Genomic DNA, 19604 nt, shown 5'->3' on the forward strand with positions numbered 1-19604 from the left:
GTTATTCGTTGTCGGCGTCGGATCCGTCTTCAGCCTGTCGCTTCTCCCCGCGTTCGGTCAGCTCGACGCTGCCCCCCGCGGCCTCGACTTTCTCGCGAGCGCTCTCGGAGAAGTCGTCGGCGACCAGCTCGAGCTCGTTGCGGACCTGCCCGGCACCGAGCACCTTCACGACGTCGGTGTCGGCGGTCGTATCGACGATCTCGCGGACATCGATCCGGTAACCGCCGTCGGTCTCCTCTGCGAGGCCGTCCGCTGCGAGCAGCGGCGCGTCCTCGTCGAGTTCGCGAACGTCGATCGTCTCGACGGTTTCTTTGCTCTTCTCCGGGCGCGTGAACCCGGACTTGCCGAGCGGTTCGTGGTTGTGGAACTCGTGTTTGTCCCGACCGGCCGCGCCGCGACCGCCGCGGTGACCGGCCCCGCGTCGGTTCTTGTGGGAACCGCCGCCGTGCGTGCGCGAACCGCGCTGGCGTTTCTTCTTGCTCGTCATTATCGCATCGCCTCCAGGAGTTCGTCGATATCCTCGGTCGCCTGTTTGCCGAGCTGTCCGCCTTCCTTGGTCGGGTGTTTGATCCCGTCGTGGCCGCCACGCGGCGGGTGCAGTCGCAGCGTCGGTGACAGTCCCTGCTCTTTCAGCGTCGTCTCCTCCTCGAGCAGCGCCTGTGCGAGTTCGCCGACGCTGTCGTAGTCGGTCTCCCAGGTCGCCCACCAGCTGTCGTCGTCGAAGCCGTCACCCTCGAGGGGTTCGGCCCGCTTTTTCAGCACTGTCTCCAGGGCGTCCTGGCTGGGTTCACCGTGTGCGACCCAGTCGTTGACCTTCGTGATCATGCCGCGATAGGCGTCCGTGTCCGGCACCAGTGTCGCGTGGTTGACACGCCCCAGGTTCAGCATGTCGAGCGTATCCTCGACATCGCCGGACATGTTGACCTCGCCGCGAAGTTGAACCACTGCCTTCATCATTCGATCACCTCGCGCTTCTCGTAGGCTCGCTCGGGGACGCGCGCCTCGGCGGTGTTTCGCAGGGCGTTGAACGTCGCCTTTGCGAAGTTGACCGTCGTGCGCGTGTTCCCGGACGAACGCGTCCAGATGTCCTCGATGCCTGCGAGTTCGAGCACCTTGCGGACGGTCTCCCCGCCCGCCAGGCCCAGTCCGCGTGGTGCGGGCTGGAGCTCGACCTCGACGCTGCCGGCCTTGCCGGTCGTGCGTAGCGCGACCGTGTGCGGTCGGCCACAGCCACACTCCCAGGAGCCACAGCTCCGGGAGACGTCGATGAGGTTGAGTTTGGCGATGTCGATCGCCTTCTGGATCGCGCCGCCGACCTGATCGTCACGCCCCTCGGCGTAGCCGACCAGTCCGTCGCGGTTGCCCACGACGACGACACAGCGGAACTTGACCCGCCGCCCCGAGTCGGTCATCCGCTGGACCATGTTGATGTCCAGTACTTCGTCCTCCAGATCGGGGACGAGCTGGTCTACGATCTCCGGCTCTTTCAGCGGCAGGCCGGCGTTGAGGGCGTCGACCATCGTGTCGATCTCGCCCTCGGCTACCTTCCGGCCGAGCCGCGTCCGTGGTGTCCATCCGTCTGCTTCACTCATAGGTCGATGTCACCCTTCAGGAGGGCCTCTCGAATCGTGTCGAAGTGCGACGGCAGCTCCGTCGCGTCGAAGTCCCCACTGTAGAGGTCCTCGTCCAGCGAGTCGGCGTACTCGGCGATGTGCTCGCCGCGCGTGCGCTCCCAGGGCGCGAGTACCTCGTCGTTGTGGGGGATTTCCAGGCCGGCGTCGATTGCGCCTTCCTGCACTGCGAATACTTTACTACCGGGGGTCGGGCTGTTGAGTCCGATGTCCAGCACGGCCGACTCGTAGCCGGCCTCGACGGCCCGCAGTCCGGCCAGCAGCCCCGTGAGGTACGCGGCCGGCAGATTGCCCGTGGGGGCTTGCCAGCCGTACTCCTCGAGGTCGCTGGAGACCGCACTCGCGGCCGTCTCGTCGCCGTCGGGACCCCTCGTCACCAGCTGCGCCCTGACGTGTTTGTTGCTCTTGCGAGCGACCAGGCGTGGCTTGCCGGATTTCAGCAGGCGCAACCGCTGATGGTAGTCCGTCCGGGCCTCGCGGCGCCGGCGCATCGGAACGTTGTATCGTGGTCCTGTCGCCATCAGTTCTCACCGAATTGGGCTTCGATATACCGCTCAAGGTCGGCGACCGAATCGAACTCGCCGCCGCTCGCGCGGTCGTATAGCGTGCGATACTCCGAGGGACTCAGCTTCTCTTCCTCGTCGCGCAGCTCGCGCAGCCGACGCCGCTGGGCGCGGATGCGCGACTGCCAGTCTTCGCGGTCGTCCTGTCGACCGCCGGCTTTCCCCTTGCGGGAACCGTGTCCCTTCTGGTGGCCGTAGGAACGCTTCTGCTGGCGCTCCTTCGCGCGGCCGCGGGAGTTGCCGGCGGCTTCTTCGGTCTGAATGAGTCCCTGCTCGACCAGTTCGCGGACGTCCTCGCGAGTGATCGCGTCGGCGATCTCGCCCTGCGCGTCGGGATCGAACCAGATCCGGTTCTTCCCGACGTCCAGCACGTCCGCAGCCAGTCGCTTCTGTGCGCTGAGATCGGTCATTCTGACACCTCCACTTCGACGTAGGTGGGATTGAGGACGCGAATCTCGGCGTCCTCGGCGGCTTCCTCGATCCGCTCGCGCTTGCGCGCGCCGACTTTCGAGGCGATGCGCACGGCCTGGGTGTCGCCGTCGACGTCCTCGAGGTCGTCCACGTTGTGCACGCGGACCTCCTCGAAGCCGCTGGGGTGCAGTCCCCGAACTTCCTCGGGCGTCCGGAAGCCGGCTTCGACTTTCGGACCCTTGCCCTTGACGCCCTTCCGCTGCTTGGAGAGGCCGCCCCGGGGCTCGCGCCACGAGGTCGGCGTGCGCTTTTTCTTGTGGTAGTCCTGGCGGTTGAACTGCGGCTTGCCGACCCGCTTGCGCTGGGTCAGCAGTCGCTCGGTCCCCTCGTCGAGATCGGGCGTCTTCGACGCCAGCCCGCGGGGCTGCAGTTCCGTCTCGACTTCTTCCTCGGGCTCTTCCTCCGCCTCGGGCTCTTCTTCTTCGACTTCGCCCTCGGCTTCTTCGGAGACTTCGAGCCCGCCGACGTCGGCTTTGATTCGCGCGGCGAGCGCGTTCCCGACGCCCTCTGTTTCGGCGAGTTCTTCCTGCGAGGCGGCTTGGACGTCGTCGACCGTCTCGAAGCCGGCCTCTCGCAGTGCTTCGGCTTTCGCGTCGCCGACACCGCTGATGTCGGTCAACGCCTCGAACTCGTTTTCCTCGGCCATCAGACGTCACCTCGCGATGGTTTCTGGGTAATGTAGACGCCGTCTTGGAAGATCCGGACGTCCTTGTCCGTGACGCGGGTCAACTGTTCGATATCGGCAGCCGTCTGGCCGACGTCTTCGATGCTCGGCCCGGAGAGTGTGACCTCCTCGCCGTCGACATCGACCTCGGTGTCGCCGTGGATCGGCGTCTTCCGCGGGGCCTTCTCCCCGAGGAAGTTCTCGATGACGACCTCGTCGCCTTCGGCGCGGACCTGCATCGGGAAGTGTGAGTAGAAGACTTCCATCTTGTACTCCCAGCCTTCGGTAACCCCGTGGAACATGTTCTCCACGTGGCTCTCGAAGGTCCCGACGGTCGCGCGCGTCTTGGCGTCCCCGGCCTCGGACTCGATGACGACCTCGCCACCGTTTGCCTCAACAGAGACGTCCGGGTACCAGAGTCGGCGCGTGACGCTGCCCTGCGGTCCCTCGACGGTCAGCTCGAGACGGTCCATCTCGGCGCTGACGTCATCCGGAATTTCGAGTGCTGTTCGTGCCATTGTTAGTAGACGTATGCGATCACCTGGCCACCGACGCCCGCTTCGCGGGCCTCGTAGTGGCTCATGATCCCGTGGCTGGTGGTCACGACGAGTGCGCCGTAATCCTGTGCGGGGAGAAACCGCTTCTCCCACTTCTCGAACTCGTCAGCGCCCGCCGAATAGCGGGGCTGGACCGAGCCGCACTCGTTGATCGCACCCTTCAGTTCGACCTCGAACCGACCGGCTTTGCCGTCGTCGACGAACTCGAAGCCGCCGATGTACCCGCTGTCGTAGAAGACTTCGAGTACGCTGCCGATCTCGTTCGAGGCGGGCTCGACTGTCTGTGTCAGCTTCCCGACGCCCTCGGCGTTGTCGATCGCCGACAGCGCGTTGCTGAGTGGGTCGTTTCCTGTCATTGTTAGCTGTACTTCTTGAAGCCCATGTCGCGGGAGATCTCCCGGAAGCACTGGCGACACAGCCAGATGTCGTACTTGCCGACCAGACCCTGCTCGCGACCGCAGCGCTGGCAGACCTGCATCTGTTCGGTTCGCTTTGCGGCCTGCTCGCCGGTGGCTTCGTTCGTGTCCTGCTCGGATTCGCTCTCGCTCATTCGTTCACCTCCGCGTCGAAGGTCGACTCGACGAACGCGATTGCGTCCTCCGGATCGAGCCGGTGGTTCGAGGGGATCGGACGGGCGGCCTTCTCGCGCTTGGCGACGCGATAGCCCGGACGGACCAGGTTGACCGTCACGTCCAGCCCGTAGATCCCGATCGTCGGGTCGTACTCCTGACTCGGGAACTCGGTGTGTTCCTCGACACCGAAGCTGAAGTTGCCCGTGTCGTCGAACTGCCCCGCGTCGAGATCGACCAGGGGCAGTGACGTCTCGAGGAACTGTTCGGCCTGCTCGTCGCGCAGCGTGACCTTCGCTCCGATCGGGTCGCCCTCTCGGATGTTGAACTCACCGACCGTCTCTTTCGCCTGGGTCCGGACGGACTCCTGGCCGGTGATCTCTTCGAGGATCTCCTCGGCGTTGGCGAGTTCGCGACCGCCCTCGCCGACGCCCATGTGGACGACGACCTTCTCGATGCGCGGCTCGCGCATCTCGTGGAACTCGCCGCTCTCGCTTTCCGAGCTCATTCGTCGTCACCTCCGGCGTCTTCAGTGTCTGCCTGCTCGTCGCTGTCGGCGTCTGCGTCGTCGGCCTCGTCAGGGGTCTCGGCCCCGGCGTCTGCCTCAGGTGCAGCCTGTTCGTCCTCCTCGTCGTCGCTCGCGGTTTCACCGCTCGCTGATTCCGATTCGGTCCCCGAATCGCCCGTAAAGTTCTCGTCGATGACGACGACGTACTTGTCGATGGTCTCGAAGCCGTCGCCGTCTTCCTGGGCGACCAGGACGTTGTTCGGCGAGGAGCCGGCGGTGACCTGGATCTCTTCGATCTCCCCGATCTCGCCGGCGTGCTGACCGTCGACGGCTGTGACGAGCGCGCCCTCCTCGTACTCGAAGTGAGCGACGATCTCGTCGTCTTCGTTCGCGATGACGATCGAGTCGCCCGGCGTGTACTCGCTGTCGGCTTCGACCAGCAGCGTGTGCCCGTCGTGCAGCGTCAGCTGGACGTCGCCGCCGGGGACGTGTTGCTTGCCGACGATCTTGCCGAGCTTGGACTCGGCGGCCTCGCCGTCGATGGCTGTCAGTGCGAGTCGACCGCCCTCGCCGGGGAACACCCGGTAGTACTCCTCGCGCTCGGTGAACGCCAGGATGTCGAACATCCCGACCGGGCGCGACTCGTCGCTCTCGGGCGTCCCGTTGATCAGGATCTGGTCCTGACCCAGGGCGTAGCGGGCTTCCTTGCGGCTGTCGACGTACCCAAGCACGTCCCGGAGGACGATCAGCAGGGGCACGCCGTCCTCACCGTGCGGGCCGGCGTCGGCCTTGACGGTGAACGTCTGGGTCTTTCGTTCGACTGGCCAACTGTTCGGTACCGAAAGTCGTTTCTGGTGGTTGCTCATGCGCTATCCTCCTCGCTTTCCAGGCGCGCCTGCCGACGGTCGTCTTCGAGGTCGAGGTCGGTCACGCGGAGATTGCTCGGTTCGAGCGCCCGGGGAACTTCCTCCCCGTCTGCCGTCTCCAGGGTGACGTCCTCGACGTGGACGACGGATTCGCGGAGGTCGACGTCGACAACGTCGCCTTCCTCGCCGGCGAAGTCACCGCGCATGACCTCGACGGTGTCGCCCTCGTTGACGCGGACGTTGCGCTGTCCGTACTCCTCGCGGAGATCCTCGGACAGCGTCGCCCGCACCTGCTTTTGCTTCTCGTGCAGCGGGGCGCGCCGTGTCTGTGTTCGCTGTTTCGATGGTTGCTTGCTCATGGTTCTATACGATCATCGTCGCTGTCGATGCGATGCTGCCGAACCGCTCCGCGACTTCCCGTGCGACGGGGCCTTTGATCTCGGTCCCGCGCGGGTCCTCGTTCTCGTCGACGATGACGGCCGCGTTGTCCTCGTACTTGACGCGCGTGCCGTCGGGTCGGCGGATGGGCTTGCGCTGGCGGATGATGACCGCCTCGAGCACCTGACGACGCATCTCCGGCGTCCCCTTGGTGACCGAGACGGTGATCTTGTCACCCAGACCAGCCTTCGGGTGGCGGTTCTTGGTACCCTGGTAGTTGCTGATGCTGATCACTTTGAGTTCGCGTGCGCCGGTGTTGTCGGCGCAGTTGATCAGCGACCCCTTCTCCAAACCCTGAGTGACGTCGGCTTTCAGCGCCTCCATCACTCTTCACCCCCTTCGGGGGTCACGTCGACGACGACGTGGGATTTCGTCTTCGAGAGCGGTCGTGTCTCTGCTATCGTGACCGTGTCGCCGACCTCGATGTCGAGGCACGGCGGAGCGTGCGCGGGCACCCGGGACCGACGCTTCATGTATCGGTCGTATTTGGGCACCTTGACGTCGTACTCGCGCTCGACGACGACGGTCTTCTCCATGTCTGTGGAGGCGACTGTGCCTTCGAGCGTCTGCCCGCGCACCGAAAGGGTGCCGTGGAACGGGCAGTTCTCGTCGTCACAGCTCGTCTCCGGCTGTTGTACGTTCAGTCCTATCGCCATGTGGAATCACCTGTGTGTTCTGTGCGTCGGGCCGGTCGTGCGACGAGTCGCTCTCCTTCGATCTGGACTCGCTGTCCGTCCGAAAGAGTGAATTCGAACGCCGCAGCCGCCTTCGGCACCAGTTTCTCGCGGGCGCGAGGCGGTGACACCGCCTCGGACTCGCGGCGCGTGGCGCCGCGCTGGCCCGCTCGAACGTCACGCGGAACGTCGTTCCGCGCTGGCCACGCCCGGTCGGCTCGCTCGATATGCAACGTGTTGGTCGTCTCCATGACGACCTCGCCTTCGATATCCAGCAAGTCGGGGTTAGACGCCGCCGTAACGCGGACGTCTAGTCCGACCAGTTCGTGTCGCGCGAGCGTCTCGGGCGTGCGTGTCATCTTACTGTTCCTCCGGAAGGTCGCCCTTCTCGCGGCTAGCGCCGCTTCGAGTGTCCGGTGATCTCATTCGAGATCACCCTCCTCACGCTGGATCGTTTTGATCCGCGCGATCGTCCGGCGGAGTTCGCCGATACGGCCGGGGTTGTCCGGCGCACCACCGGCGGCCTTGACGGCCTCGGCGTTCAGCAGTTCCGTCTCGAGTTCCTCGAGTTCGTTCTGCCGTTCCGCGGGCGTCATGTCCCGCAGTTCTTCGACGTGGACGATGCTCATTGGTCACCCTCCTCGTCGGTGTCTTCGCCGTCGTTCGCGGTTTCTTCGCTGTCCATCTCGTCGAGCAGTTCCTCGGCTTCCGCCTCGGTCTCCTCGTCGAGCTCTTCGTCGACGGCTTCTTCGAGTTCGTCGAGGTTCTCCTCGACGTCACCGCCGGGAGTTTCGACCTCTTCGAACTCCTCGTCGACGACCTCCTCCTCGACGACTTCCTCGCCGGTGGACGGTTCCTCAGGTTCGCTCTCGGTCACCGGGGTCGCGCTCTCCTCGTCGGGTTCGCCTTCGAGGAGTTCCTCGACGGACTCGCCCTCGACGTCTTCGACGTAATCGGCGACGTCGACGTCCTCGTAGATCTCGAAGTCGTCGGGCAACTCGGCGTCCGGCGGGATGATCTTGACGTCCACACCGATCGTCCCGAGCTTCATGACGGCGACGCCCTGTCCGTGATCGACGATGTTCTGTGCGGGTTCGCCGTTGTGCTTGATGTAGCCACGGTTGAACTTCTCGACGCGCGAGCGTGCGCCCGTGACCTTTCCGGAGAGGACGATCTCGGCACCCTTCGCGCCGGCCTCCATGATCCGGTCGATCGTGGTGTGGCCGGCCTTCCGGAAGTACCAGCCGCGTTCGAGGGCGTTCGCCAGTCGATCGGCGACGATCTGGGCGTTCAGATCCGGCTCCTCGACCTCTTGGACGTCGACCTGCGGGTCGTCGAGGTCGAACTCCTCTTCCAGCGTGGTCGTGAGCTTGCGGATGTTCTTCCCACCCTTGCCGATGACCATGCCGGGCTTCTCGGCCTTGAGGACGATCTGGGTCCCCATCGGCGTCTTGGCGACGTCCATGCCGCCGTAGCCCGCACGACCGAGCTCTTCAGCGAAGAACTCGTCGATCTGGGTCCGCTGGAGCCCGTCCTCGATGAACTGCTGTTCGTCGGCCATTATGCTTCGACCTCCTCTAAGACGAGTTCGACGTCGACTTCCATGCTGTTGAACGCGGATGCCCGCCCCATCGCGCGGGGCTGGCGACCTTCGACCTCACCGACCTTGTGGGCCGCGACGTGCATGATCTCCATCGACTCGCCGTCGAATCCCTGGTGGTCGGCGTTCCCGATCGCGTTCTCCAGCAGGTCGAGAAACGCCTCGCTGGCCTTTTCGGGGAAACGACCGGCGTCCCAGCCGTCGATGTTCTTTCGGTGGCCCACGCCCGAGTTGTGCTGTCGGAAGGGAACCGGCTGGTCCCCCTCGATGACGGCTTCGAGGTACTCGACAGCCTCGCCGGCTGTTTTCCCTTTGATCTCTCGGGCGATGGCCTTGCTGTGCTTGTGGCTCATCTGCCGCTCCCGGAGCATCGCTTTCGCGGTCGTCTCGGGGTCGGCCTCGACTGAGTAGCTGATTCCCATGATTTACTTGAGCGGTACGAACTTCGAGGATCGGGTCGCCCCGATTCCGGCCTGTCCGTGCTCGACGGACGTCCGCGTGAGCTGGAACTCGCCCAGGTAGTGGCCGAGCATCTCCGGCTCGACCGTCACGCGCTCGAAGCTCTGGCCGTTGTGGACGGCGAAGGTCAACCCGACCATCTCGGGAACGATCGGCATGTCCCGCAGGTGTGTCCGGATCGGGTCGTTGGCCGTCTCCTCCTCCTCGGCCTCGCGGGCTTCCTCGAGCAACTGTCGTTTCTCGTAGGACAGACCGCGTTCGATACTTCGCCGCACACGTGCGGGCAGCAGTTCCGCGACTTCCTCGAGCTCCATGTCCTGCAACTCCTCGAGCGTGTAGCCACGGTAGGTAAACTCGCCTTCGTGGCCGATCTGATAGTCCGAGCTCATTCGTTACCACCGCGACCCGTTCGTCGCGAGGAGATGTCCCCGACCTTCCGGCCCGGCGGGGCGTTCCGGGAGATCGATTTGGGCTTGCCGGGGTGCTGGCGGCCACCGCCACCGAACGGGTGGTCGACCGCGTTCATCGCGACCCCGCGAACCCGCGGCCAGACCATGCCGCGTGCTTTCGCTTTGTGGTGTTTCTTCCCGGCCTTGACAAGGGGCTTCTCGGTCCGACCGCCGCCGGCAACCACGCCGATCGTGGCCCGACACTGCGGATCGAGTCGCTTGAACTCCCCGCTGGGCAGTTGCACGACCGCGACCGATCGGTCGTGGCTGACCAGTCGGCCGTTGACGCCCGACGCCCGGGCGAACTTGCCGCCGTCGCCCTGGTTGGCCTCGATGTTGCAGACGGGGACCCCTTCGGGGATCTCCGCCAGCGGCAGCGTGTTGCCGGGCGCGATCTCGGCGCTGACGCCGACCTGGATCTCGTCGCCGACCCCGACCCCTTCGGGAGCCAGCACGAGTCGCTGCTCGCCATCCTCGAACTCGACGGCCGCGATCGGTGCCGAGCGGGCCGGGTCGTGTTCGATGTCGACGACCGTCCCGGAGACGACATCGTCGTCTTCGACCGTGCGATGCTGCAGATCGGATTTGTACCGGTGCGACGGGGCACGGAACGTCGGCGTCCCGCGACCACGTCGCTGTCCGCGAATGCGTCGTCCCATCTTAGAACACCCCGATTCGTGAAGCGACTTCCTGTGCGTCGTCGTCCTCGGACAGTGTCACTTCGGCTTTCTTGTCGCCGTCCATCGTCACCATCGTCGTCACGTTCTCGACCGTGACGTCGAACTGCGTCTCGATCGCCTCGACGATCTCGTCTTTCGTCGCGTCGACGTTGGCGATGAACAGCAGCTTGTTCTGGAAGTCCATCTTGTCCATCGCCTTCTCGGTGACGTGCGGATGCTTGATCACGTCGCGTACGCTCATCGGTCAGCCACCTCCGCGAGTGCGCTCTCGGTCCAGATCGTCAGTCGACCGACGTCGCCGCCGGGCGCGAGGTCCTCCGCGTTGACCTCCGCCGCGGTCGCGACGTCGGCTCCGGCGAGGTTCCGCGCGGCCTTCGACGGCTCCTCGCTCGTGACGAACAGGATCGATTTGGGCCGGCGGTACTTCCGACCGCGGGACTTGCCCTGTCCGGCCTTGATCTTCGTGTCGTCGGCGCGCTCGATATCGGCGTGAACGCCGAGTTCCTCGAGCATGTCGACGACGTCCTGGGTCTTCACCAGCTCCTCGAAGTCGTCGCTGACGACCAGCGGCAGTTCGAGGTCCGATTCGAATTCGTGACCGCGATCGGTGACGGCCTCTGCGTCGGCGGTCGCCGCGATCGCCGATCGGATCGCCTTCTGGCGTTCCTTGTCGTTGAGGTCGAGGCCGCGGTCCGTGCTTTCTTTCGGCGGGTGGGCCCGACGGCCGGAGACCGCCTGGGGGACCCGCTTGGCTGTGCCGTCCTGGCGCGGGACGTGCGCCTGTCCGCGGCCGCTGCCGAACGATTCGGCTGGCGTCCGGAGACCGGCGTAGTCGTCGCTGCCGTAGTCCTGCTTTCGGTTTGCCTGGGCGGCCTGGACCGCTCGCGAGATCAGGTCCGGCCGAACGGTCGTCTCGAAGACCGCCGGCAGGTCGACCTCGTCGTCGGCCTCGCCGTCCAGATCGTATACTGTAGCCTGCATTCAGGTCACCCCTGGTTGGAGTCGGTGGAGACGTAGCGCAACTCGGGATCGAGTCGCGGGCTGTCGCTCGGGCGGACGGCCGGACGGAAACGCACCAGGCGCTTTTCCGGACCCGGCAGCGATCCTTTTACCAGCGTGTACTCGCCCTCGACGTCGCCGTAGTTGACGAAGCCACCCTCGGGGGTGACGTCGTCGTCGCCGATGTCGAGAATGCGCTTGTTGAGTTCCGTCCGCTGGTGGTAGCCGGTCTGGCCTTGCTGGGGCACGGTCGACCGGACGCGGCTGGGGTTCCACGGACCGAGGTTGCCGATCCGTCGTCGCCAGCCCTGACGGGCGTGTTTGCCCTTGCGCTTCTGGACACCCCAGCGCTTGACGGGACCCTGCGTCCCTTTGCCCTTGGTGGTGCCCGCGACGTCCGCGTACTCGCCCGCGCGGAACACGTCGTTCATCGAGTGTTCCCCACCGTCTTCGATGAGGTCCAGCCCGTGCTCGACGCGATCGGCGAGCGAGCCGCCGCCGACGCGTGTCTCCATCACGTCGGGTTTCTTTTTCGGGACGCCATCGAGTTCGCCGGGGACGGTGTGCGTGATGAGACGCACGTCGCCCAGTTCGCCCGACTCGAGCGCGTCCTCGATCTGTTCCTCTGCACCGTCGGACGACCCCTCGGGAAGGTCCAGCGCCCGGTCGAGTTCCGGGTGGAACTCGTCGGTCCAGACCTCCGTCAGTGGGCGGAGTCCGTACGGCGTGTCTTCGTAAGCTCGAAGCGCCACAGCGCGCATCGGCGGCGTCTCGACGACAGTGACGGGAACGGTCGTCTCCATTCCCTCGCGTGGCGAGTTGGGTTCGTCGTTGATGAGCACGACGTGTGTCATCCCGGCCTTGTAGCCGGCAAACCCCTGCACGCCAGGCTGTCCGTCGTCGTCGGGCCAGCTGTTGAACCGCGGCGTCTCGCTGGCCGTCCGCTTGCGCGGGCTGAAGCCCATCGAGCCTTTGCGTGGTCTGCTTGGTTGTGGCATCGGATTCTCACTCCGTGAGACTGAGGCAGGCCAGTGTTGCGAACATCGCTTCCTCGGTTCGCACCACCTCGCTGCCTTGATCCGGGATCGTGTTCAGCCAGAGGTCGAATCGGGTGGTGTCCGATTCGGATCCGGTGACCACGTCCTCGACGTCCGTGGGCCCGACATCGTCGGGGTCGATCCCCATGATGGCGGGCAAGCCGCGCTCCGGTGCGCCAAAGGCGACGGTTAGATCGCCCGCGCCGTCGTCCTCACCGTGGATCGCCTCGACCAGCTGGCCGAGACGGTCGGTCGTGAGTTCGACACCGTGGCGCGATGCCGCGATCCGCACGCCGGCGTCGGCACGCGAGAGCGCTTCGTCCAGGTCCGCGCGGTCGACCGCAAACCCCGGAAGGGGTTCGTCGACGAGTTTCGCGCGGACCGGTCGTCGCGAATAGATCCTGACGGCGACGCGCTCCCCCTCGCTGACCTCCATATCGGAGGGAACAGCCAGAGAGATCGGGTGTTGCATGCCGCAATTGACCCGAACGCGCCCATCAGATCCGACCTCGGTCACGAGTCCCTGTCTCAACGACCCCGAATCGTCCGATCCGGAGCCGGTCCGTGGTGTCACGTGGAGCGGCGGCAGGACGCCGACGTACTCCAGTTCGTCCCGCGTACCCCATACCTCCTTTCGGAGGTACGGCGGCGTCGCGGCGTACCGCAAGACGGTTTCGACGAACCCGCCGTCCAACTTCCTTTCCCCGTCGGGGTCGGGAACGATCGTCAGCCGATCCGCCCGGAAGACCGTAGCCGCGCGGGCCACGTAACCGAGTTTGCGAGTCGCCTCGCGTTTGTCCTCGGCTTCCCGGGTGAGGGACGACGGCACGAGCACGCTGGTCGTCATGCCGTGACGCTTCCACGTCACGCCACTAGACTGTAGCGATTAGTCTTCGGGCCGTACCTAAAAGGGTAGCGGATCGAAATCGGGATGACACGCGCTCTCACGGGCCAGTGTGCCAGTTTCGGGCCTCTCTCCGTGTGATTCATCCCGCGAACGCGACCATATTAGTCGTCCGGTACGACCGCACTTTCCGGCGCGTCGCTCGCCGGCAATCGGTCGTGCGAGCGGGACAGTCGCTCCGATTCGCGGGGCAAGTATTATAACAACGTGTGTTGTTAACGGCTAGTATCGTGAACTCACCCGTGCCGTCTGCTGCTGAATCCGCCCGTGAGGGGGGATTTCGGGGGTGAGCGAGTTGAGACTGTGGCAAGCCGATCAAAAGATGGTTCCAGAAGCAGATAGATGAATATGAAACAATAAAGAAATATATTGTTCTGGTATAAAATGTAGAGTGTTATACATAAATCTTATTATTGTGCATATGAATAATCACAGATTATGTTCGACAGGGTACGGACAGTCGTCCCGGGCGTAATCAGGCGACGCTATGCCGTCAAGTTCGGGATCGTGATTCTCGTTATTGGACTGGTAATCGGGGCCGTCGGACTCGGCGGGACGTCGCTGATGGCCGAACAGGTTGAACAGAGCGTGAACAGCGACTTCGAATCGACGGCGACGTCTGACGCGCTGACACTGGACAACTGGCTCGAATCGAATGCGGCCGAGATGCGAACACTCGAACGGAATCTCCCCGATTCCGGAGCGAGTGACAGTGCGATCAACGAGTACTTGCAGACTCATCAAAACGATCTCTCGGACCGATCGGTGCTGACGCTCGTACACGTAGTCGACACAGAGACGAGCACGATCGAATACTCTTCGCGCACAGCGATGAGAGGGGAGACGTTCGACGAGGAGGCGGTCGGCTGGTCCGGCGAACCCGACTTCGAAACCGGTGACGTCGGCGTCTCCCCGCTGTATGTCGCCGAGGACGACTACCACGCGATCGCGTTCATGAAAGACCTTGAGGGAGATCAACGGCTCGTCGCGGTCTACGACGCCGAAGACGTGGGCGACGAGATCCTGTCTGGCGGAGCGAATCCCGAGTACAGTTCCTCGGAGACGGTCGTGGTCGACAGCAGTGGCACAATCGTGATGGCGGACGCGAGACTCGGCGAAGCGGTCGGCGAATCGTATCCAAGCAAGAGTCCCGCACTCAAGCGCGTCCGGCAAGTCGAAGCACGGACGGTGAGCGAATCGACCACCGTCGCACCCGAGCACGTGCACGACAGCGCGCTCGCCCCTGCAGCAGAACATCTGGTCGGGTTCGCGCCGTCAGGGCCACGGAGCGCACCGGATTTCGGTAGCGACTGGGTCGTCCTCGTTCACGCACCGAGCGACGAGGCATACGGGTTCGCCGGGACGCTCGAAACCTACGGACTGTACGCGACGCTGCTTGGGATCCTGCTTGCTGGACTGATCGGGGCGGCAGTCGGCCGGAACACGGCGGCTTCGGTCAATCGGCTCACCGACCGGGTCGAGGAGATGGAAGACGGGAATCTCGATGCGGATTTTTCGACCGGACGGGTCGACGAGATCGGCCGTCTCTACGACGGGTTCGCGAACATGCGTGACGCGCTCAAACAGCAGATCAACGAGGCCGAACAGGCCCGCAAGGAGGCGGAGGTCTCGCGGGCGGAAGCGATGGAGATGTCGAACTACCTGCAGGAGAAGGCCGACGAGTACGCCCGGATCATGCAGCAGTGTGCCGCGGGCGATCTCACCCAGCGGATGGAACCCGACGGCGAGAACGAGGCGATGGACCGCATCGCGGGCGAGTTCAACGAGATGATCGACGAACTGGAGAAGACGACCGGCCAGCTCAAGAGTTTCGCCGACGAGGTCGAAACCGCCGGTGAGGTCGTCCAGACCTCCTCCGAAAGCGTCCGCGACGCCTCCGAACAGGTGGCTGATTCCATCCAGAAAATCTCCGACGACGCCCACGATCAGAAAGAGCGTCTGCAGGAAATCTCCAACACGATGGACGACATCGCGCGCGACCTGGAGACGTTCGCCGCCGACAACGACGTCGACTTCGGCGAGTCGCTGGACCGCATCGAGGAGGTCGCCACGACGCTCAACGACGTCGTCGAGTTGAGCGAACAGACCATGGCCGAGTCCGAGAACGTCGCTGGCGCCGCCGAGGAACAGGCCGCCGAACTCAACGAAGTCACCCAGCGCGCCGAAGACCTCTCCCGGTACGCCCGCCCGCTGAAGGAAGTCCTCGACCGCTTCGAGACCGAATCCGAACACGAGTTCTACTTCCCCACCGGCCCCGGCTCCGGCGAGGCGAACCTCCCCGACGAGAGGTAGTCGATGGGGAATACCTAGTCAAAAAATAACATTATATCTTGCCAGCACCGGATCCGTGGTATCGCTGTCAAACTGTGTGAGCGACCAGACGCCCTTCATCGAGCCGATTTCGAACGATAATGTCGAAAACTAAACATCATATGATGATTCTGAAACGCGTCAGAGACGTCTCTACGGACGCCACTCGTCGATCCCGGGTCGTACTTCGAGCGTGACGACCGGCCGTCGACGGTTTCCGGGACGCTTTATACATCGGGGGTTCGGAATACCTGTATGATCCTTTCGGACGCGGACATTCTGCGACGCCTGGAGGAGGGGGATCTGGTGATCGAACCGCTCGACGATCCGGACATCCAGATCCAGCCCGCCAGCGTCGATCTCCGCCTGGGACGGGAGTTCCTGGAGTTCCAGCGAACGAACATCCCCAGCATTCACCCGAACAGCGAGCAGGAAGTCGAGGAGTACGTCGAGGAAACTGTCGTCGAGGAGAGTGAAGAGTTCATCCTCCATCCCGGCGATTTCGTGCTCGGCACGACACACGAGCGCGTCGAGATTCCGGACGATTTGATCGCCCACGTCGAGGGGCGGTCGTCGCTGGGCCGGCTGGCGATCGTGGTCCACGCTTCACTCCCGTACGACGAGGAAGTGTTCCTGTGGACGCCAGCGGATGGATTCGGGTTTTACGAGATCGGTGACATCGTCGAAAACGAGCGCCCAGCGCGAGCTGTGGCATTCGATCCGCAGACACTACGGGTTAGTACGCACCGTGTTACCGATTACATTACGAACCCAACACAACGGATCTACCGAGTGACACTCGACTCGGGACGACAGATTCACGTCACGAAAGATCACAACCTGTTCACACTCGATAGAGACGGTGGCGTCACCCGGATCCCCAGTGAGGACGCTGAGGGAACGCAGGTCATGGTCCCGAAGCAACTCCCTGGATCGCCGACCGAGCATCGTTCGATCGACGTTCTCGATCACGTTGAGCCGACGGAAACGACGTTATATGCCACAGACGGGTTCGGATTTGTCGATTCCGCGGGAATGGCACAGGGTTCGGAACGACATTACGATGCCAACGGAAGCGCGCCGATGGAAGCGGTACCGAAGATCACAATGCCAGACGATGTCGAAGTCGCGTTCCGACAGAGCGACTATCGTCTCCCGCGTGAACTCCCGTTGACCCGCGAATTCGGTTGGATGCTCGGGTTCTATATCGCAGAAGGGTCGGCTCGACGAAAGCAAATTCAGGTAGCAAACACCGAACGCCAGTATCTAAACCGATTCAGGGAGTTCTTCGCACAGTACGACGCGTCGATCTCGATTCGGCAAACGGATGATCTCACTCGACTCACTGTCTGTTCGGCGCTCTGGTCTGCGGTTGTTCGTAGCCTCGCAGGGGCTGGCAGCGAGAAAACGATCCCCGAGTCAGCATTTGGTTGGCCCCGTGACACCCTCGAAGGGCTGCTTGAAGGGTTGCTCGATGGAGATGGGTGCCGTCGCGACGAGCGTGATACGTTCTACACTGCTAACGAGGAGCTGGCGAACAAGGTCATGTATCTCGCGGCTCGCCTTGGGAGGGGTGGCTCTCTCTACAGCAGGGAACGGAAACAATATATCGAGATAAGCGATGTCGAATGGGAGGGGGAAATGTGGAGCGTCGACGTGAGTGGTGAACGGCACAAGCGAGGTCAGTATGTACCCGTTCCGAGTCGCTATCTACGCGAACTCCGGAAGCGGGCTGGTCTCACGATGGACGAAGCGGCAGAGCTGATGGGTTATTCGTCGAAGTCCAGTATTTCCAACGTCGAGAACGAGGAGTACGATACCATCAAGCGCGATACGCTCCGTCGATTCTGTGACGCGTACAGTGGAACTGGCGTCGAGACGACGCGATTGGATCAGATACTCGATGGTGGTGTTCGGTTCGAGGAAGTCGTATCCGTAGAAGAGACAGAACGTGTCGAACCGACATATGACCTCGAGGTCCAGCCCAACGGCGAGACTATCGAGAACTTCCTTGGCGGGCGTGGCGGCGTATTCCTCTCGAACACAGCCGGACTCTGCGACCCGGGATACAACGGCCAGATAACCCTCGAGCTGTCAAATCTCGGGACCGCACCGGTCGCACTCTCGCCCGGGATGCGGATCTCGCAGCTGACGTTCACCGAGCTAAAATCGCCGGCCGAGCGACCATATGGCGAGGAACGCGGGTCGAAATATCAGGATCAGGAAGGGCCACAGGCGTCGAAGATACAGGGCGATCGGGAGTTCGGAGGCGACCAATGAGCCGAGTCTCGTCTCGCGGAGATGTCGCCGAGAAACGACGTGGAGTTCGGAGGCGACCAATGAGCCGAGTCTCGTCTCGCGGAGATGTCGCCGAGAAACGACGTGGAGTTCGGAGGCGACCAATGAGCGGACGCGAGCACTGCGAGCGATCGATCAGCAGAGGTGATCAGTAGTGCGGTTCATCGAAGAGGTCGTCGTCGAGGAGTTCCTCCCGACGTTCAGGTCACTGCTCGCGGAGGCGCTGCGCGAGCGCGGGCTGACCCAGAGCGAGGTCGCCGACCTGCTGGGGATCAGCCAGAGCGCTGTCTCGAAGTACGCCCACGGCGAGGTCGAGCGCAACGAGCGATTGCTCGAGGACGACCGGCTGGCGGAACTCGTCGAACAGTTGGCTGACGGGCTGGCCGCCGGCGAGATGACGTCCGTTCAGGCACTGGTCGAGGCAGAAGTGTTCGTCCGGCGGCTCGAGCGCGGGGGCCTGCTGGCGAAACTGCACGAGGAGTCGTTCCCGCCGCTGGCCGACTACGAGGACGAGTTCGACATCCACGACCCCGACAGCCAGCTCCGGCAGACAGAACGCGTGCGCTCGTCGCTGCGGCGCGGCCTGCGCGTCCTCGAGAACACGAGCGGGTTCGCGGGATTGATCCCGGCAGTGGGATCGAATCTCGTGGAGTGTCTGCCGGACGCCGAGGGGATCGATGACGTGGCCGCCGTGCCGGGCCGGATCCTCGACCTGAAGGGGCGAGCGCACGTCCCCGGCGAGCCCGAGTTCGGCGTGAGCGAGCACGTCGCCGGCGTGTTACTCGCCGCCCGAACGGCCGGAAACGACGCCCGGGCGGCGCTGAACGTCAGGTACGACCCGGAGACGATCGAGCAACTGCAAGCGCAGGGACTGACGACCGCACAGTTCGACATCGAAGGCGAAATCGGGCCGGCAATCGGCGACGCGCTGGCCGAGACCCCCGACGCGGACGTGCTCTACCAGACCGGCGGATTCGGCGTCGAGCCGGTCGTGTACGTTCTCGGCCCGGACGCACCGACCGTCGCCGGGGTCGTCCGGGATCTCGTCTGACATGGGTAGCGACGACGCGACCCGTGTCACCGACTTCTACGAGCGACTGGCCGAGTGGTACGACCCCCTCGCGACCGCGCCGGTAGTCCGTGGCTGGCGGGCGATGGCGGCGGACGAACTGTCGCTGTCGCCCGGTGATACCGTCGTCGAGATGGGCTGTGGAACGGGCGCGAATCTGCCGTACCTGCGCGAGCGCGTCGGCCCCGGGGGACGCGTCGTCGGGGTCGATCTCACGCCGGGGATGCTCGAGCAGGCCGGGAAACGCATCGAACGTGCCGGCTGGACGAACGTCTCGGTCTGTCGCGGCGACGCGGCCCGGCCGCCGGTCTCGGAGGCCGACGCCGTGCTCGGGTCGTTCGTCGTCGGGCTGTTCGACGAGCCCGCGACGGTCGTGGATCGCTGGCTCGACGTGCTCCGGCCGGGCGGTCGAATCGTGATCCTGGAAGCGACTCGAAGCGATCGTACGGTTGCCACCCCGCTTAACCTCGCGTTCCGACTGTTTCTGCGGTTCTCCTCGCCGGGCGGCTGGACGCGATGGCGCTCGCCGGCCGTGGAACTCGATCGGAAAGTCACCGCGGCACAGGTGGTCGTCGCCACACGGACCGTCGAGCGGCAGTATCGAACCGTCGGGTGCGGGCTCGTTTCAGTCACGTCCGGCCGATTGAAGTGACACACCCGGTTCGGGTCGCGCTTCGAGACGAAAGCGACCGGATCCCAGCGGATGTCCGGAGGTCAGGTAGCCCATTCATAGTGACCGTTGTATGTCCGTGCCGGATCGACCGCCCGAGGGCGGTCGTACCGGTAAGTCGCTACAATAATCACGATGATACTGCCGGTGGACGGTTCCGAACTGTA

The 19604-nt window shown here is 64.1% G+C and carries 28 protein-coding genes and 1 pseudogene; 5 read left to right on the forward strand and 24 right to left on the reverse strand.

The features are described from left to right. Position 1 precedes the first annotated feature (1 nt). The 24 genes from HSR122_RS05300 to HSR122_RS05415 form a co-directional block, all read right to left on the reverse strand. Positions 2-487 carry an uL15m family ribosomal protein gene (locus HSR122_RS05300; RefSeq protein ID WP_229111729.1) on the reverse strand — a complete coding sequence of 162 codons (486 nt, stop codon included), beginning with the start codon at positions 485-487 and terminating at the stop codon, positions 2-4. Further along, positions 487-954: a 50S ribosomal protein L30 gene (locus tag HSR122_RS05305; protein WP_229111730.1), complete on the reverse strand. Its 468-nt coding sequence runs from the start codon at positions 952-954 to the stop codon at positions 487-489. The genes HSR122_RS05300 and HSR122_RS05305 overlap by 1 nt, the downstream gene beginning before the upstream one ends. Further along, complete coding sequence (locus HSR122_RS05310) at positions 954-1592, reverse strand: 30S ribosomal protein S5 (protein ID WP_229111731.1); 639 nt, start codon at positions 1590-1592, stop codon at positions 954-956. Before HSR122_RS05310 ends, HSR122_RS05305 begins: the two co-directional genes overlap by 1 nt. Continuing rightward, positions 1589-2152 carry a 50S ribosomal protein L18 gene (locus tag HSR122_RS05315; protein WP_229111732.1) on the reverse strand — a complete coding sequence of 188 codons (564 nt, stop codon included), beginning with the start codon at positions 2150-2152 and terminating at the stop codon, positions 1589-1591. Before HSR122_RS05315 ends, HSR122_RS05310 begins: the two co-directional genes overlap by 4 nt. Then, on the reverse strand, positions 2152-2604 hold the full coding sequence (locus tag HSR122_RS05320) for a 50S ribosomal protein L19e (protein WP_229111733.1): 453 nt from the start codon (positions 2602-2604) through the stop codon (positions 2152-2154). Before HSR122_RS05320 ends, HSR122_RS05315 begins: the two co-directional genes overlap by 1 nt. Continuing rightward, on the reverse strand, positions 2601-3311 hold the full coding sequence (locus tag HSR122_RS05325; protein WP_229111734.1) for a 50S ribosomal protein L32e: 711 nt from the start codon (positions 3309-3311) through the stop codon (positions 2601-2603). The genes HSR122_RS05320 and HSR122_RS05325 overlap by 4 nt, the downstream gene beginning before the upstream one ends. Next, positions 3311-3847, reverse strand: coding sequence for a 50S ribosomal protein L6 (locus tag HSR122_RS05330; protein ID WP_229111735.1), 537 nt, complete (start codon positions 3845-3847; stop codon positions 3311-3313). Before HSR122_RS05330 ends, HSR122_RS05325 begins: the two co-directional genes overlap by 1 nt. 2 nt (positions 3848-3849) lie before the next feature. Continuing rightward, the gene (locus tag HSR122_RS05335; protein ID WP_229111736.1) at positions 3850-4242 is read right to left on the reverse strand and encodes a 30S ribosomal protein S8; all 393 of its coding nucleotides are present in this window, start codon (positions 4240-4242) and stop codon (positions 3850-3852) included. 2 nt (positions 4243-4244) lie between these two features. Next, a complete protein-coding gene (locus HSR122_RS05340; RefSeq protein ID WP_229111737.1) occupies positions 4245-4436 on the reverse strand; it encodes a 30S ribosomal protein S14 in 192 nt (63 codons plus the stop codon). After that, the gene (locus tag HSR122_RS05345; RefSeq protein ID WP_229111738.1) at positions 4433-4963 is read right to left on the reverse strand and encodes a 50S ribosomal protein L5; all 531 of its coding nucleotides are present in this window, start codon (positions 4961-4963) and stop codon (positions 4433-4435) included. Before HSR122_RS05345 ends, HSR122_RS05340 begins: the two co-directional genes overlap by 4 nt. After that, a complete protein-coding gene (locus tag HSR122_RS05350; protein WP_229111739.1) occupies positions 4960-5829 on the reverse strand; it encodes a 30S ribosomal protein S4e in 870 nt (289 codons plus the stop codon). Before HSR122_RS05350 ends, HSR122_RS05345 begins: the two co-directional genes overlap by 4 nt. Continuing rightward, a complete protein-coding gene (gene rplX / locus HSR122_RS05355) occupies positions 5826-6188 on the reverse strand; it encodes a 50S ribosomal protein L24 (protein ID WP_229111740.1) in 363 nt (120 codons plus the stop codon). The genes HSR122_RS05350 and rplX overlap by 4 nt, the downstream gene beginning before the upstream one ends. A gap of 4 nt (positions 6189-6192) precedes the next feature. Next, on the reverse strand, positions 6193-6591 hold the full coding sequence (locus HSR122_RS05360; protein WP_229111741.1) for a 50S ribosomal protein L14: 399 nt from the start codon (positions 6589-6591) through the stop codon (positions 6193-6195). Beyond that, the gene (locus tag HSR122_RS05365; protein ID WP_229111742.1) at positions 6591-6923 is read right to left on the reverse strand and encodes a 30S ribosomal protein S17; all 333 of its coding nucleotides are present in this window, start codon (positions 6921-6923) and stop codon (positions 6591-6593) included. Before HSR122_RS05365 ends, HSR122_RS05360 begins: the two co-directional genes overlap by 1 nt. After that, entirely contained in the window at positions 6914-7300 is a 387-nt protein-coding gene (locus HSR122_RS05370; protein WP_229111743.1) for a ribonuclease P protein component 1, read from the reverse strand. Before HSR122_RS05370 ends, HSR122_RS05365 begins: the two co-directional genes overlap by 10 nt. 63 nt (positions 7301-7363) lie before the next feature. Continuing rightward, complete coding sequence (gene rpmC, locus HSR122_RS05375; RefSeq protein WP_229111744.1) at positions 7364-7570, reverse strand: 50S ribosomal protein L29; 207 nt, start codon at positions 7568-7570, stop codon at positions 7364-7366. Further along, entirely contained in the window at positions 7567-8502 is a 936-nt protein-coding gene (locus HSR122_RS05380) for a 30S ribosomal protein S3 (protein ID WP_229111745.1), read from the reverse strand. The genes rpmC and HSR122_RS05380 overlap by 4 nt, the downstream gene beginning before the upstream one ends. Continuing rightward, on the reverse strand, positions 8502-8963 hold the full coding sequence (locus tag HSR122_RS05385; protein ID WP_229111746.1) for a 50S ribosomal protein L22: 462 nt from the start codon (positions 8961-8963) through the stop codon (positions 8502-8504). Before HSR122_RS05385 ends, HSR122_RS05380 begins: the two co-directional genes overlap by 1 nt. Positions 8964-8966: 3 nt before the next feature. Then, positions 8967-9389 carry a 30S ribosomal protein S19 gene (locus HSR122_RS05390; RefSeq protein ID WP_229111747.1) on the reverse strand — a complete coding sequence of 141 codons (423 nt, stop codon included), beginning with the start codon at positions 9387-9389 and terminating at the stop codon, positions 8967-8969. Next, positions 9386-10108, reverse strand: coding sequence for a 50S ribosomal protein L2 (locus HSR122_RS05395; RefSeq protein ID WP_229111748.1), 723 nt, complete (start codon positions 10106-10108; stop codon positions 9386-9388). Before HSR122_RS05395 ends, HSR122_RS05390 begins: the two co-directional genes overlap by 4 nt. 1 nt (position 10109) lies before the next feature. Further along, positions 10110-10370, reverse strand: coding sequence for a 50S ribosomal protein L23 (locus HSR122_RS05400; RefSeq protein ID WP_229111749.1), 261 nt, complete (start codon positions 10368-10370; stop codon positions 10110-10112). Beyond that, positions 10367-11110, reverse strand: coding sequence for a 50S ribosomal protein L4 (rpl4p, locus tag HSR122_RS05405; RefSeq protein ID WP_229111750.1), 744 nt, complete (start codon positions 11108-11110; stop codon positions 10367-10369). Before rpl4p ends, HSR122_RS05400 begins: the two co-directional genes overlap by 4 nt. 5 nt (positions 11111-11115) lie before the next feature. Then, positions 11116-12126 carry a 50S ribosomal protein L3 gene (locus HSR122_RS05410; protein WP_229111751.1) on the reverse strand — a complete coding sequence of 337 codons (1011 nt, stop codon included), beginning with the start codon at positions 12124-12126 and terminating at the stop codon, positions 11116-11118. A 7-nt stretch (positions 12127-12133) separates the two neighbouring features. Next, a complete protein-coding gene (locus HSR122_RS05415) occupies positions 12134-13012 on the reverse strand; it encodes an RNA methyltransferase (protein ID WP_229111752.1) in 879 nt (292 codons plus the stop codon). A gap of 495 nt (positions 13013-13507) precedes the next feature. Between HSR122_RS05415 and HSR122_RS05420 the strand changes: the two genes are divergently transcribed. The 5 genes and pseudogenes from HSR122_RS05420 to HSR122_RS05445 all read left to right on the forward strand — a co-directional run bounded on the left by HSR122_RS05420 (position 13508) and on the right by HSR122_RS05445 (position 19419). Next, positions 13508-15382 carry a HAMP domain-containing protein gene (locus HSR122_RS05420; RefSeq protein ID WP_229111753.1) on the forward strand — a complete coding sequence of 625 codons (1875 nt, stop codon included), beginning with the start codon at positions 13508-13510 and terminating at the stop codon, positions 15380-15382. Positions 15383-15655: 273 nt separating this feature from the next. Next, positions 15656-16009: pseudogene (dcd, locus tag HSR122_RS05425) on the forward strand (dCTP deaminase); the annotation flags it as partial. Beyond that, positions 15995-17680, forward strand: coding sequence for a dCTP deaminase domain-containing protein (locus HSR122_RS05430; protein ID WP_394355551.1), 1686 nt, complete (start codon positions 15995-15997; stop codon positions 17678-17680). The pseudogene dcd and the gene HSR122_RS05430, both read left to right, overlap by 15 nt. A 172-nt stretch (positions 17681-17852) precedes the next feature. Beyond that, a complete protein-coding gene (locus tag HSR122_RS05440) occupies positions 17853-18749 on the forward strand; it encodes a thiamine-phosphate synthase family protein (protein ID WP_229111754.1) in 897 nt (298 codons plus the stop codon). A gap of 1 nt (position 18750) precedes the next feature. Further along, positions 18751-19419: a class I SAM-dependent methyltransferase gene (locus HSR122_RS05445; RefSeq protein WP_229111755.1), complete on the forward strand. Its 669-nt coding sequence runs from the start codon at positions 18751-18753 to the stop codon at positions 19417-19419. Positions 19420-19604 lie beyond the last annotated feature (185 nt).

Origin of the sequence: Halapricum desulfuricans (genome assembly GCF_017094525.1) — an archaeon.
Taxonomy (GTDB): domain Archaea; phylum Halobacteriota; class Halobacteria; order Halobacteriales; family Haloarculaceae; genus Halapricum; species Halapricum desulfuricans.